Below are 14,129 nucleotides of genomic sequence, written 5' to 3' on the forward strand. Positions count from 1 at the left end.
CAATAATTGATTCTGGAAAGGGAAGTGGTGAGAACGTGCAGGATTTTTCAAGTGTAAATATAAAAAATATGATTATTCATAATGTGGGAAATAAAGTTAAAGGTGAATCGTTAGAGATATCAACGGAAATATGTGATGCTAATAATGAAGTAACAAATCAATATTTGAAACAATTCTTTTTTTCTACATTTAAATTTGATGTAACATATAGATTTGTACATGAAACAGATATTGCAATGAATGAAATATATAATTATGTTAAACATATATTTGAAAACCCAAGTGAGTTTTATGAACAATCTGTCAATATTGCTAAACACTTGTATGAAGTGTCAGTGCATCCCAATATAAAAGCAGGAGAATTGTATATAGTTTATTTACAAAATTGCATAATAGATGATAATGTTACTGATGCAATAGGAATTTATAAATCGGAATCTAAGGATTATTATTTGCAAGTAAATAGTAATGGAAAGAGATATGATATTGAATGTCAACAGGGTATTAATCCTAAGAAATTGGATAAAGGTTGTCTTATATTTAATTTGTCAGATTCAAATTATAAGGTATATATTGTGGATAGAAATATTAATGATGCTATGTATTGGAAAAAGAATTTTTTGATGATTGAGGAAGAAAAAAATGAATATACCAATACAGCAAAGGTATTGAAGTCTTGTAAAAAATATATTGCTAAAAAAGAAAATATAGAACCTGAAAAAAGATTGGAACTGATGAACAATTCTGTAGAGTATTTTGAAAATAATGAAGAATTTGATTTGGAAAAATTCACAGAAAAAGTATTTGATAATCAGGAAGAATCGGATAAATTTAAAGTTTATATAGATTCGTATGATGTAGATAACAAATTTAGTATATCGTCGAATGCTGTAACTAAAATTAAGAAGACAATAAAGAAATGCATCAAGTTAGATGATAATGTGGAGATTAAATTTAGTGATACTGTAGATGACATTGATAATCTGATTGAGAAAGGTTACGATAGGGAAAAGAAAAGAAAATACTATAAAATATATTATAATGATGAAGATTAGGAGGGGCAAATATAATGGCCGGTGGTGAAAAAGCGAAAAGTTCGGGCGAATATGGAGAACAAATTGTAAAGAACATTCTTGAGCTGATGGGATGGAACAATGCAAATAGTGGGGTGACGGTACCATGTGTACATAAAGAAAAACATAAAAAGGAAAATTCTAAAGAACCCCAAAAGCATGGAATTGATTATGTCTATACATATAAATCTCAATTAAGGGATGCCACTAAACAAGATGTTTTGGTAAGTGTTAAATGTAGAGATGGGTATCCAGCAACAGATAGCGGAGTGAAAAGTAAATTTAAGGAATTTGTATTGGATTTGGCGTATGCAATGGAGTGCTATCCAGCATGCGAATTAGCCAAGAAAAAGATACCTAATACAGATAAGAAGGTTATATCAGGGCTGATATTTTGGATTGATCGAGGAAGTGAAGATGGTCGCGAAAATGAAAGTGTGATAGACAAAATAGGGAATTTTTATATGAATCAAGAATGTGTGTATGAAACAATAGCATTGGTGGACAACAAAAGGGCACAATTCTTATATCAGTTGTTATCATACACTCGTTCAAAATATGGTAAGGAAAATGTTGAGTTTTTTTATATTGATACGGGATTGAATAATTCTAGTATACAACGCGTATATAGAGGAAAAGAAATGCCATATGAGTATGTTAACTCAAATGTTATCCCATTGGCAATTAGCAATGGTGACGAAAAAAGATTGTTTATTGGTGTTGCGGAATCTTTTTGCAAAGAGTATTTAGAACGTTTGATAGGATTGGCACAGGAATTAACTAGTACATGGACTGCAAAGGTTACAATTGCATTTCCAGATTATAATTCATTTGAACATAGGGAAGCGGTTTTGATGGCAAAAAGTTCTTTTGAAAATGCAGATTTTGTGAACAGTATTGAGGTTATAACATATAAACCAGATTTCAGAGATGAGGTGATTTAATATATGGAAGAAATAAATATAAAAACATTGCTTCCAGTTGGTGAAAAACTAAAACCATTGTTAAGCAAATCATGTATAAGTGAGGCTGATTTGAAGGGGATTTTAGCAGAACGTGGGGTATTTATTGGCGATAATTCTAAACAAATGTCAATTCCTCTTTTGACACTTTCAATAATAAGTCCTAAAGAGTTTGAAAAATTGCAAGAGTTTCAAAAGACCAAAGAAGACAGTGTGAAATTTCGAACCTCTAAAATCGAATCATCAACAACTGAAAATTTAAATGATATAGTGCCACTTTCTTTGATTGAGCCTCAAAAAATAGTAGATGATTCAAGTAATTATACTGTTAATACTGATATGCAATTTACAATGAACTCTGAAAATAATCTTGTTCTAGAATACGAAATTTTGCGAGAGGATATTACAAAAGATTGGGCAAATTGTGAGAGTAAATTTTCAGGAAGAGTTGAAATTGTAAAAGATGAAAAAACAAGAGAAATTACATTTAGAAATGAGTTCACATCATCTGAAACCGAAGCAATTAATCGAAAAGTTGTTAAGGATGTAGTGAAACTTTTAAAGGACAAAGGTGCAGTAGCAACTTCTGATAATGCAACAGAGCTATCTGCTAAAGAATTCAGTAATAATCAACGATTTATGTTTATGCTGTCAATAGCTAATAACAGTCCAAATGGATTTTTAGAGTTTGAAGCAGTGAAAAATATAGAAATAGGACCAGATAGGGAATCAAAACAGCCGTTGCCCGATTCTGCAAAATGGATGAATGGAAGTGTAAAAAATATTATAATTAACAGTGAAAAAGGGGAAACATTAGAGAATGTAGAATACATTTCTGATCCGTCATATCATGATGTGCTAATACTTAGGCAAGTTCAGGCACAGTATAGATTCGAATTTGGAGAAATGAATGGATTTTGCATTATTGAATACGGTTTTCCACATTATTTTAGAAAATATGTAAAAGGAGATGCATTTGAATCTCGTTTGGCAAATATTTATTTTGGCAAAACAAGTAAAAGTCAAAATGTAAAAAATGCAACTAGATTGATATTAGAAGAATTTGAAAAATTATATCAAACGCAATATCATTTGTGCTTGAAAAGATAAAATAGGTATAAGCATATTAGGGATTATATGTTGAGGTGTTGAATTATTGTGCTGACAATAAAATGACAATACAATCTTCATAAAATCCACGCAACAGGTAGAATTCAGACAAAACTCTCGGCGTTCTACTGCAAAAAGCAATCTCGAACACCACAAAACAACTTTACAATTAAGAGTTTGAATAATTCACACAATCACGAGAAACCAGTATTCATGCTGGTTACAAACAAATTTGTTTAGTGATTGGCAACAAAATGGCAACATTTTGTGATTATTCAAGAGATAAAAATTTTATTTCATAACGTATATAAGTAAGTACGTAATCATCTGTACCTTGCCTTTTTAAAAAACATGCCGCCCATCAGGGCGGCACATTTTATTTCTTCTTTTTGGTTCGAAATCCTTCCGGTAATTCATTTGACCATGGCAAAAGCCGATTTAGATCATCCGGCTTTGGAAAAGGTCCCATTTTACGAAGCTCGTCTAATACATAGGAAAGATATACATACGGCTTCAGACCATTCAGCAGGGCTGTTTCTGCGATACTATAAACAACAGCACTGGCATCTGCACCACGGATACTCTTGGCAAACAGCCAATTCCGGCGGCCTACTGCAAAATTTTTGATTGCACGCTCCGCACTATTATTATCAATGCTCAGATGCCCGTCATCCAAGTACCTGCGAAGATAGTTTTCCTGATTCAGCGTATATAAAATGGCATCACCAATAAGGGAAGATCTGTCTACAGAATCTTCCATCGAATGCAGCCATTCAAACAGGGCTTCCACTACTGGACGCGACTGCTTCTGGCGTTCCTGATACCGTTCTTCCGGTGTCTTATCTTTGATCAGTTCCTCTACTTTATACAGGATTCCGATCCTCGTCATTGCCTGATATGCAACTGTTTCTTTCAGCTGCTCCTTTGTGAAATCCTTTTTTAATGCCGTGAGCGCAGCATCAAAACGGCGTCTCGCATGGGTAAAGCATCCTGTTACGGTAATGGAATCGTTCAGTCCATGATACGCCTGGTATCCATCACACGTCAGATATCCATGAAATGTATCTCCAAGGAAGTTTACCGGGTGATATCCGGCACGCGTTCTCTCATAATCAAAGAGAACCATCTGTGGGGATTCACTGTAATGATCTGTCAGATATACCCACATCCAGTTTTGAGATGATCCTTTCTGATCCGGTTCATCAATCACCTGGATCCTGGTTTCATCGCAATGGATGTATCTGCTCTTTAGGAATTCTTCCTTCATCTGCCCATAAAGCAGTCCCAGATACCGGTCTGCACAGCTGATGATCCAGTTTGCCATTGTTTTTGTTGAAAGATTTAAGTCATACCTTGCGAATTCCCGTTCCTGTCTTGCCAGCGGCATGCCATTGACATACTTTGCATTCATGATTCCGGCAACCAGCGAAGGTGTAGCAATGCTTCCCTTGATCAGCGGAAACTCTTTTTCCGGCCGGATCATAGCACCACATTTTGGACAACTGTATACATAGGTTACTTCTTCAGCCACTTCAAAGGTGGAGGGGATGAATTTCAGTCGTTTTACGACTTCTTTTGTGACGACTTTATACTTTGTTCCACAGTCCGGACAATAGCGGTCTTCGCCGGTCAGTTTATATTCGATTGTTTCTGTTACTTCGAAATTAGAAAGATCTTCTTCTTTTTTGCCGGTGCGTTTTTTCCGTTTGTGCGATGGAATCACGATTTCCTCTTCAATCTCAGCCGTATCCGTATCTGCATTGACTTCAGCCTCATTAAACAGATCCGTCTGTTCATATCCATCTGCGTATTTTTCACTGGAAGAACCGAAACGTCTTCTTTGTGCAAGCGCAAGACGGTCTGAAAGCATTGCGTTCATAAATTCCAGTTCTTTCTGCTTGTCTTTCAGAAGCTGTACCTCGGTCTCTTTTTTTCGAACCTGATTCTGCATGATTCTCATAACTTCCATCATGTTTTCACGGCTCATGTTATTCAGCTGTTCCTCTGTAAAAAACGGATCCATCCGGCAATCTCCAAACTTTTATATGATAATTCCAGTATAGCATACAAAGTCCAGCTGTTCGAGAAAAATCAACGTTTTACTGTGTAGGAATATATACCGATATCCACGAGTATTTCGTGCTTTTTGCGAATTGACAAATCCGTTCTTTATACAACAATCTTTGGATGTCTTTCTTCAAAAGCTCCCTTCGGAGTAAGTGAAAGACCATCGCACAGCCAATGCATTTCTTTCAGGGTCACTTTCTGTAATTCATCCGGAGTATCCGGCCAGTGAAAGGAATCCTTGTCAAGCCTCTTCATCAGAATCCAGAAACCGGATCCGTCCCATTGCAGAATCTTAATAGAAGTCCGCCTGCGGTTGCAGAACGCAAACATGCAGCGCGAATAGGGATCAAGTTTGAATTTTAGCTTGATAATTGCAGCCAGTCCGTGATAGCTTTTTCTCAGATCGGTAGCTCCACAGGCAAGGTAAACGGTTGTGCCACCTGCCAGATCAAGCATGATCTTTCAGCCCCTGGATCAGAACACGAAAAAGTTCCGGCGGGCATTCAGGCATCACTTCAATCCGAATAGCGTTTGTGATAAAAATGCGGACTGGAGACGGGCTGATGTTCAAAGTCCCATTCTTTGAAATTTCCGTTTCCGTTGGCATTTTTGCAAAAATCATATCTGTATCCGATTGTCCGTCCAATGTTTTCAGCTTGTGCATCCAGTAATTCATTGTAGAGACTGGAACGTGATGTTCCTGACACCATGTTTTGCAAGTCTGCCCACTGAATTGAAATTCATGGATTCGTTCAGACCACAGCGTGATTTTTTCATCTGTTTTCATAATGATACAGTTTCCTTTCTTTGTTATGAAAAGAGTGTATCAGAAAAATATAGTTGCTGACAGATACGAATGATTACGTACTTACGATTATAAAATTGAAGGATTTTTTGAATATGTAGTACCGCCGCTGGAAGGATTCTGGTGGCAGGGTGAGCAGCATCCTGTGGATGCTGAGATGCGAACTGACCGAACCGACAGGCGAGAAAATGTCAAAGGAATTGATTATAGCAACAAAGATACATTTAATTGGATTTCTGTTATTCGTTTGCCTGATTTTATAACCGAAAAAGATTTTGCATGGGCGGTACAAACAGCAACCAAGAAGAAAAAAATAGATTGTTCACCGGCAGAGTTTTTAACGATTGATGAGGGGCTTTGCGTCCAGATTATGCATCAAGGTTCATTTGATTCGGAACCTGCAACAGTAGCTTTGCTGGAGGATTATTTGAAGGAGCAGGGCTATGAGAATAATATAAATGAACAGCGTTTACACCATGAGATTTATATGTCCGATGCAAGAAAGGTTGCTCCTGAAAAATGGAAAACTGTAATTAGACATCCAATCAAGAAAGTATAGAGGCAAATTGCATTGAGTGAGATTAGAGAATGAAACGAAAGTAATATAGTGGATATACAGATAGAGCAGCCGAGAGGCTGCTTTTTGTTTTTGTGAATGAACATTAGATCTCAATATTAATATTTTTTATGAAAAAAAGTTGCATAAAAAATATTTAATGATATAATAATGATAAGTAAATAGGAAAAGTGACTTGGAGGAATGAGCCATGATTATAGAGGTAAGAGCAAAAAACTGTTATGCATTTGAGGATGATATTACATTTTCAATGAAAGCAGATATGCGAAATAAAAAATTTGGAGCAAATGTTCACAAAGAGAATAATTTTAATGTCCTTAAAACGGTAGGAATATATGGGCCAAACAATGCCGGTAAAACATGTCTGATCAAGTGCATTAGGGCAATAAGAAATGTACTTTTAAATAAGAAGAATGGACTGATGCCAAATATATTTACGGATAGTGATGTATGCGAGTTAGGTGTTACATTTATGGCATCTGGAAGAAAGTTTTCTTATGATTTTAAGTACGACGCAGAAAAAGAAGAATATATATATGAGTCATTTTCGGAGATATTTAAAGATCAGTACAACAATGAAAAGGAAGCTTGTTGGTTGAAAAAAGATACTGTTAGTGAAGTATACGAGTGTATTGATGAATCTGTTCAGACTATGATTTCTGTTGTATCGAAGAATAATTTGTTATGCTATGTGGTAGATACAAGTAAATTCGAACATATCAACGAGATGAAGCAGATTCTTGTCGGATTTGCAGAAAAAATTGATATCATCAATATGAATAACATACCTATGCAGCACACGATTGAACTAATGAAGAATAAGAATCAGTTACAGCAAAAGGTTGTTGAGTTCATAAAAAATGCTGACTTATATATGGATAATTTTGAATATGTGGATATGGATAAGATACAACTGAAAACTGGTGAAGGTGACGAAAAGCCAGATGAGAAAGTGCTTGATATTCCAGAGAACATTATGGATCAAATCAGATTGGTATCCACATATAAAGGAGTCCATGTACCAAGTATGATGTTTGATTCTACAGGAACAAAGAAAATTGCCGCTATGGCCAGCTATGTAATCGAAGCACTTGAACAGGGCAGAATTTTAGTCGTGGATGAGTTGGATAGCAGTATTCATTTTAAGCTTACCAGGGCAATTGTTGCCATGTTTAATAATGAATTAAATACAAGTGCACAGATGATATTTACAGTACATGATATAAATCTTATGGATTGCAAGAGAATGTTCCGAAAGGAGCAGATTTGGTTTGTTCATAAGGATGAAGAAGGTGTGTATGTATATTCACTTGCAGATTTTACAGCACAGCAGGGAGTGCGAGATACGACAGATGTTATGGAAAAATATAGGAAAGGTGCACTTGGAGCTTTACCTGATCCAGAATTGATTAACTCTTTGCTTAGCATTAAAAGCGGTGTAAAGGGGGGTGATGCCGATGCCAAATAAGCTCCCTAGTATACTGTATCATTGATATTTAATTAATTTTATGGTCTGACAAACCGTTTCATGATATACTAAAAAGAAACGGCGGTGATTTTAGATGGCAAGACCAAAAAAATATAATATTTCATTAACGGATGACGAACTCAAGGAACTAAAATCTGTTATGCGTAAAAAGCAAACAACCAAAACTGTTCGAAACAGATGCCAGATTATCATTGATCTAGATGAGGCACACGGTAAAGTTCTTACCCATGCACAGTCTGCCAAAACAAATTGTGTATGTATGGCTACTATCATGAATACTGTAAAGCTTTATTCCGAAAAAGGCATTCAGGGTATCCGTACAATGAACCGGAATGTCAATTCTGATAATGCACGCAGAAAATTTGATGGGCGTGCTGAGGCTCGTATTATTGAAATTGCGTGCAGTCCTGCACCGGAAGGACATTCCCGCTGGACACTCCGTCTGCTGGAAGAACAGGCAAAAATTGTACTTGATGTTCCAGTCAGTAAAGATACCATCGGCAGGGCTTTAAAAAAAATAAACTTCGACCTCACATGAATGATTACTGGTGTATTCCGTCAAAAGAAGATGCTGATTTTGTAGCCTGCATGGAAGATGTCCTTGATGTTTATGAACTCCCATATGACCCGATGTACCCTGTTGTCTGTATGGATGAAAAGCCATACCAGCTTTTGGATGATGTAAGGCAGCCACTGCCTGTTCGTCCGGGTGACAACCAGAAAACGGATTCCGAATATAAGAGGAATGGCACCTGCAGCATATTTGCTTTTGTTGAACCACTTGGCGGCAGACACCATGTGGGTGTCCATGAACACTGTACTGCAATTGACTGGGCAATGGAAATCAAATATCTGTCAGATGAAATGTTTCCAGATGCAAAGAAAATCATACTGGTAATGGACAATCTAAACACCCATAAAGCTGCTTCACTTTATAAAGCCTTTCCACCATCAGAAGCAAGAAGGATCATAAAACGACTGAAAATCCACTATACGCCTAAACATGGAAGTTGGCTTGACATGGCAGAAATTGAGCTGAATGTAATGACACGCCAATGTCTTTCGCGTCGAATATCCACCCTTGACAAACTTAAATGTGAGTTATCAGCATGGGAAATGGAACGTAATCGGGATACAGCTAAGATACAGTGGCATTTCCAAACAGGGGATGCACGGGAAAAACTGATATCACTGTATCCGACACTATCATCTGTCACTTTTTAATTAAAGTGGCAGATATACTAAATTTCAATGATGCAGTACACTAGTGTATTGGCACATTGATTTTTAGCATTACAACAACTTCCTATTCGGAAGCTGTTGTAAACCTAGGATACAATGAACTCAACTTCACTCTTGCATCGGCAGTTCGGAACTGCCAATTAACTTTTGCTGCGACTGTATTACGCTCGACTTCCCACGCAGCTAACTCTCCACGAAGTTTTGCAATGTTTTCAATCCTTCGTGACAAACACTGTCTGGTCATTACATTCAGTTCTATTTCTGCAATGTCAAGCCAGCTTCCATGTTTGGGTGTATAGTGAATTTCCAAACGCTTGATAATTCGTCTTGCCTCATCTGCTGGATACCTTTTATACAAGGACGCCGTTTTATGGGTGTTAAGGTTATCCATAACAAGAATTACTTTTTCTGCATCAGGATACATGACATCAACGAGATATTTTATCTCTTCTGCCCAGTCAAAGGCAGTACGTTGTTCTCGCACGCTGACATGATGAGTGCCTCCAAGCGGTTCGACAAAAGCAAATATGCTGCAGGTACCATTCCTGACATATTCCGAATCTGTTTTCTGATTGTCACCCGGACGCATGGGCAGTGGTTTCCTTGCATCGCCCAGTAACTGGTAAGGCTTTTCGTCCATGCATACAACTGGTCTTTCAGGATTGTATGGGAGTTCATATACATCAAGGACATCTTCCATACATGCTATAAATTCGGCATCATCTTTTTTGGGGATGCACCAGTAGTCGTTTTTGTGAGGTCGAAGTTTGTTTTTTTTAAGGCTCTTCGGATTGCCTCACGGCTGACCGGAGTATCAAGAACAATTTTTGATTTCTCTTCCAGCAGCCGGATGGTCCACCTTGAATGTCCTTCCGGCACCGGACCACAGGCAAGTTCAATGATACGGGCTTCAGCACGTCCATCGAGCACACGCCTTGCATTATCAGAATTAACATTACGCTTAAACTCAGTTACTGCATCAATACCACCCTCAAAATATTTTTTCACAGTATTGGTTACTGTTGCCAGACATACACCATTTGATTTTGCAGACTGCTCATGAGTCAATACTTTTCCGTGGGACTCATCCAGGTCAATAATAATCTGGCATCTGCATCGGATTGTTTTGGATGTTTTATTTTTTCGGATGACAGATTTAAATTCTTTTAATTCATCATCCGTAAGTTTGATTTTGTACTTTTTTGGTCTTGCCATAGGATATCACCGCCGTTTCTTTTATTGTACCATAAAACGGCAATAACAGCCAGAAATATTTAACTAAATATCAATATGTCAGTACACTAGGTTTTTTGATAACCATAAAATCTGTATTATTTGTGAAGGTAATGAGGAATATGAGTATCTAAATCGATTAAAGAATTTAAAAGTATGGAACGGGCAATATGATATTTCATTGGTAAATGCCGGTGGAAATGGTAATATCCCGGCAAGGTATCAGGATCGATATCAAAATGGAGCAGATGAACTTGTGCTTGTGTTCTGTGATACGGAAAAGAAACCTCACGAGCAGTATGAGGACATTAAACGCAAAATTAATGAGTTTCATGGTGTGGATAGTGCAGCGAATGAAGTGATTATGTTTGGTAATCCTTGTACGATGCAGATTATATCTAAGCACTGGACCGATGAAAAACTGAAATCTCCGGCAAAACCAGTGAATGCTCCCTTGATAAAGGAATATACCGGAGTAGAGAATTACAAATGTAGAGCAGACCAGATTCAGAAAGTTATGGAACATGTTACTGCGGAGAATTACAAGGATATGAGTCAACGAGTGAGAAAACTGGATTCGGATGATTCTGTTACTGGAAGCAGTAATTTTGGAAAGTTCATAAAGCTGTTTGAGAGTGATGACAGTGGGTGGATTGAGGAGATTAATGAACAAATAGAGTAGTATAAGGAGAGTACAAAAGTTATATTATGAACAAAGTGAATGTGATAAAACAAAATTTGGAGTTCATAGGTAAAACGTGGATGAAGTGTATTGGCACATTTGCAAGTATATTATCGCTTTTCTTTTTGTTTTGGACTTGGGATGATATACGCATTACGTCAACGCAATATAAATGTGTGATAATAATATTATTATGTGTGCTTGCACTCATACTTGCAATCCTATGGACGTGTATTTTTAGGAGAACAAAGACAATTTGGGAAAGTTCATCTGGGAAAATAAAAGTATGTTATTCTGATATTATGAAAGATGGGTTTGACAAAAGGAACAAGGAAGAAAAGTTATTTGTAATTCCAGTTAATTCATGTTTTGACACTATTGTAGATGAAGATATATCAACATGTTCAAAGCCATTGGTATCACCTAATTCGTTACATGGAAGATGGATAAAAACAATGGTTAATAAGGGATTTACTATAGAAGAAATAGACAACAAGATACATAATTGCTTGAAAATGCAAAATTTAGTGCCCAAAAGTATTATTGCTGACGAAGATAAGGAACGTGGGAAAAGAGAAGTATATGAGTTAGGTACAGTGGCGATGATTAGGGGAAATAACAATAGTACCTTTTTGTTACTTGCAATTTCGGAATACGATAAAGATAATATCGCTCATACTTCTGTCGATGATTTAGAAATGTGCATAAAGTCACTTCTTAATTTTTACGATCAACATGGTCAAGGGCATAGATTGGTAATTCCATTGATGGGAACAAACCTTTCGAGAGCAGGATTGTCACATAATGATTCACTGAGAGTAATAACATCGTTATTTCAATTGTATGGAGATAAAATACATGGAGAAGTTGATGTTGTTATATATAAAGGAGATAAAGATAAAGTAACATTAGACATATAGTAAAGGAGGAATTTAATATGTCATATCAAAATGCAAATTATAGTGCGTTTTATGTTTCGGAACCATTTAGCGAAAGTAATTTAGGGGCAAATTCAACACATGATTTTGTTTACTACAATATGCTAAGAATGTGGAAAGGGGAGGATAATAGTTTTCCCTTTAATGATGCACATGATAAGACATATAATGTGCGAGATGGTAGTGATTGGGAAAAGACTCTTAAGCCTAGACTTCATACAAGACTTGACAATTCTAAGAACATTATTTTATTTTTAAGTTCCATTACTGCCAATAGTCATGCATTGAGGGAGGAAATGAATTATGGAATAGGTACAAAAGGTTTACCGGTAATTGTAATTTATCCAGATTACGACAAGAAGTCAGATATAGTTGATAGTAATGGAAATTTTAAGAAGCAAATTAAAGATTTGTGGGATAAGTTGCCGGCTTTTCGTGATAATATGTCCTCGGTAGCTACATTGCATATTCCATGCACTAAGAGCGTTATTATATCAGCATTGAATAATGAAGATTTTATGGTAAATACAATGGCAGATGCAAAAAAATATTACTATAAACCATAAACAATGACATTTTGAAAATAACGAAACTTGTAGTTATTGCAAAATGCTTGCAAAAAGTTCCGAAACGGCAAAGAATATGTAGAATTTTAAGAATAATCATACCAAATATAGATGTTTATAATTTGATTAGATACAATATATAGTTGCCGAAATCGAGTTTGAATAATTAACATAAATCCACAACTCCTTATCATGAGGAAATCCCAGAAAGTTAGACTTTTATTGAAACGGCTTCGGCCGTCTCGTTTTTTATGCAACTAAAAAATGGAGTCTATACTGGACAGAGTTCATCCATCCTAGGGGATTGCTTCCATCTTTGTGTCAAAAACATTGAAATCTGGTGTACTAATAAAAATGAAATTTTCTAAATAAAAATGGACAGAATAGAATTGCTTGCCACTGTTCCGGAGAACTATATCTATAGCAGAGAGGAAGAAATAAAAGATATAGAAACGATCATAGAATGGAAATAATCGTTGTAAAGTAGATATCCTAAGATAATAGACAAGTCAAATGGTAGTATGTGTACTACGGTTTGACTTGTTTTGACTATACAAAACTTTTTTATTTGTAAAGGATTGTGATAGGATGAGCTGGATAATGAAAGAATTGATTTGGATTTCTGTTGGGTTCCATTAGAAGATTTAAAGAAAGGTACAAAGGTATATCCTTTGGAATTGATACCATATATCCTTGAGCAAGGGAAAGAAATTATAACTTAAGGAATTTGAATCAGATTCCCATTTGAAAACTGGTTGATCAGAGTCACCGTCAATCAATGTAAAATGCTGTTCCGGCCCCCATGGCGTAAGATAGAGGATATCGGGGAATACGCGGAAACACTTGGATTCGAAGAGGAAAGTTATTTAGATCTGTTTCAGGCAGTGATGGAGCTTGATAAGAAATACAGAGTGCCGGTTCTGTTATTTTATTATGAAAGATATTCCACGGCAGAAATCGCATCAATATTAAAAATACCGGAAAAAACGGTCAGTACCAGACTATTTCGCGCAAAGGCAAAATTAAAAAATTATCTGAAGGAGGAGTAAAAATATGACAGATGAAGAAAAATTTCAAAAGACATTTGATAAGCTGCATGCTTCTCCGGACGTATTGACGGAGGTGCTGAAAATGACAGCAAAAGAACAGGTCGTTCCAATGAAAAAGAAACGTTTTACACCGAAAGCAGCTGCAGCAATAGCAGCAGTGGTACTTGCAGCTGGATCTGGAAGTGCGGCATATGCAATGGATGTTGGCGGCATCCAGAGAATTGTGCAGGTGTGGATTCACGGAGATCAGACAGATGCAATATTTAACGTAGAGAATGGGAAACTATACCCTTGACTATAAAGATGCAGATGGAAATGACGTCAGCCAGGGCGGTG

General features: G+C 36.4%; 17 protein-coding genes and 1 pseudogene (1 of these 18 only partly in view). 13 read left to right on the plus strand and 5 right to left on the minus strand.

Annotation, left to right across the window (positions count from 1 at the left end; genetic code table 11):
• Positions 1-35 precede the first annotated feature (35 nt).
• From RIL182_RS03390 to gapS4b, 3 genes are read left to right on the plus strand one after another with little or no spacing between them, the layout of a single operon-like run.
• Positions 36-1,055, plus strand: coding sequence for a nucleoid-associated protein (locus RIL182_RS03390; RefSeq protein ID WP_044998431.1), 1,020 nt, complete (start codon positions 36-38; stop codon positions 1,053-1,055).
• 14 nt (positions 1,056-1,069) lie between these two features.
• Positions 1,070-2,017: a GapS4a family protein gene (gene gapS4a, locus RIL182_RS03395; protein WP_006855134.1), complete on the plus strand. Its 948-nt coding sequence runs from the start codon at positions 1,070-1,072 to the stop codon at positions 2,015-2,017.
• 3 nt (positions 2,018-2,020) lie between these two features.
• Positions 2,021-3,145, plus strand: a complete 1,125-nt coding sequence (gene gapS4b, locus RIL182_RS03400; protein ID WP_006855133.1) for a GapS4b family protein — start codon at positions 2,021-2,023, stop codon at positions 3,143-3,145.
• A gap of 376 nt (positions 3,146-3,521) precedes the next feature.
• Here the strand turns inward: gapS4b and tnpC are convergent, their stop codons facing one another.
• From tnpC to tnpA, 3 genes are all read right to left on the minus strand, one after another.
• Entirely contained in the window at positions 3,522-5,168 is a 1,647-nt protein-coding gene (tnpC, locus tag RIL182_RS03405; RefSeq protein WP_134523025.1) for an IS66 family transposase, read from the minus strand.
• A 146-nt stretch (positions 5,169-5,314) separates the two neighbouring features.
• On the minus strand, positions 5,315-5,668 hold the full coding sequence (tnpB, locus tag RIL182_RS03410) for an IS66 family insertion sequence element accessory protein TnpB (RefSeq protein WP_006855325.1): 354 nt from the start codon (positions 5,666-5,668) through the stop codon (positions 5,315-5,317).
• The gene (gene tnpA / locus RIL182_RS03415) at positions 5,661-5,999 is read right to left on the minus strand and encodes an IS66 family insertion sequence element accessory protein TnpA (RefSeq protein WP_134523027.1); all 339 of its coding nucleotides are present in this window, start codon (positions 5,997-5,999) and stop codon (positions 5,661-5,663) included. Before tnpA ends, tnpB begins: the two co-directional genes overlap by 8 nt.
• 85 nt (positions 6,000-6,084) lie before the next feature.
• Here tnpA and RIL182_RS03420 point away from each other — a divergent pair.
• The 4 genes and pseudogenes from RIL182_RS03420 to RIL182_RS03435 form a co-directional block, all read left to right on the plus strand.
• Positions 6,085-6,576: pseudogene (locus RIL182_RS03420) on the plus strand (GyrI-like domain-containing protein); the annotation flags it as partial.
• Between the two features lie 208 nt (positions 6,577-6,784).
• The gene (locus tag RIL182_RS03425) at positions 6,785-8,062 is read left to right on the plus strand and encodes an AAA family ATPase (protein WP_006855329.1); all 1,278 of its coding nucleotides are present in this window, start codon (positions 6,785-6,787) and stop codon (positions 8,060-8,062) included.
• A 94-nt stretch (positions 8,063-8,156) separates the two neighbouring features.
• Positions 8,157-8,621: a helix-turn-helix domain-containing protein gene (locus RIL182_RS03430; protein WP_006855331.1), complete on the plus strand. Its 465-nt coding sequence runs from the start codon at positions 8,157-8,159 to the stop codon at positions 8,619-8,621.
• The gene (locus RIL182_RS03435) at positions 8,618-9,307 is read left to right on the plus strand and encodes an IS630 family transposase (RefSeq protein WP_134523029.1); all 690 of its coding nucleotides are present in this window, start codon (positions 8,618-8,620) and stop codon (positions 9,305-9,307) included. The genes RIL182_RS03430 and RIL182_RS03435 overlap by 4 nt, the downstream gene beginning before the upstream one ends.
• An 82-nt stretch (positions 9,308-9,389) precedes the next feature.
• On the opposite strand, the gene RIL182_RS03440 is transcribed toward RIL182_RS03435, so the two are convergent.
• Both RIL182_RS03440 and RIL182_RS03445 read right to left on the minus strand, forming a co-directional pair.
• The gene (locus RIL182_RS03440; RefSeq protein ID WP_134523031.1) at positions 9,390-10,061 is read right to left on the minus strand and encodes an IS630 family transposase; all 672 of its coding nucleotides are present in this window, start codon (positions 10,059-10,061) and stop codon (positions 9,390-9,392) included.
• Positions 10,031-10,540, minus strand: a complete 510-nt coding sequence (locus RIL182_RS03445; RefSeq protein ID WP_006855777.1) for a helix-turn-helix domain-containing protein — start codon at positions 10,538-10,540, stop codon at positions 10,031-10,033. Before RIL182_RS03445 ends, RIL182_RS03440 begins: the two co-directional genes overlap by 31 nt.
• 199 nt (positions 10,541-10,739) lie before the next feature.
• Here RIL182_RS03445 and RIL182_RS03450 point away from each other — a divergent pair, with 199 nt between their 5' ends.
• The 6 genes from RIL182_RS03450 to RIL182_RS21575 all read left to right on the plus strand — a co-directional run.
• Positions 10,740-11,240 carry a hypothetical protein gene (locus RIL182_RS03450; protein ID WP_006859137.1) on the plus strand — a complete coding sequence of 167 codons (501 nt, stop codon included), beginning with the start codon at positions 10,740-10,742 and terminating at the stop codon, positions 11,238-11,240.
• 26 nt (positions 11,241-11,266) lie between these two features.
• On the plus strand, positions 11,267-12,160 hold the full coding sequence (locus RIL182_RS03455; protein ID WP_006859138.1) for a macro domain-containing protein: 894 nt from the start codon (positions 11,267-11,269) through the stop codon (positions 12,158-12,160).
• A gap of 17 nt (positions 12,161-12,177) precedes the next feature.
• Positions 12,178-12,744: a TIR domain-containing protein gene (locus RIL182_RS03460; protein WP_006859139.1), complete on the plus strand. Its 567-nt coding sequence runs from the start codon at positions 12,178-12,180 to the stop codon at positions 12,742-12,744.
• Between the two features lie 755 nt (positions 12,745-13,499).
• Positions 13,500-13,793: an RNA polymerase sigma factor gene (locus RIL182_RS03470; RefSeq protein WP_242655645.1), complete on the plus strand. Its 294-nt coding sequence runs from the start codon at positions 13,500-13,502 to the stop codon at positions 13,791-13,793.
• Between the two features lie 4 nt (positions 13,794-13,797).
• On the plus strand, positions 13,798-14,088 hold the full coding sequence (locus RIL182_RS21570) for a hypothetical protein (RefSeq protein ID WP_006859141.1): 291 nt from the start codon (positions 13,798-13,800) through the stop codon (positions 14,086-14,088).
• Positions 14,069-14,129 carry the start of a hypothetical protein gene (locus RIL182_RS21575; RefSeq protein ID WP_006859142.1) on the plus strand. 272 nt of this gene lie beyond the right edge of the window, so 61 of the gene's 333 nt are visible here — the first part of the coding sequence; the start codon lies at positions 14,069-14,071; the stop codon falls past the right edge of the window. The genes RIL182_RS21570 and RIL182_RS21575 overlap by 20 nt, the downstream gene beginning before the upstream one ends.

The sequence above is a fragment of the Roseburia intestinalis L1-82 genome (genome assembly GCF_900537995.1).
GTDB classification, from domain to species: Bacteria; Bacillota; Clostridia; order Lachnospirales; family Lachnospiraceae; genus Roseburia; species Roseburia intestinalis.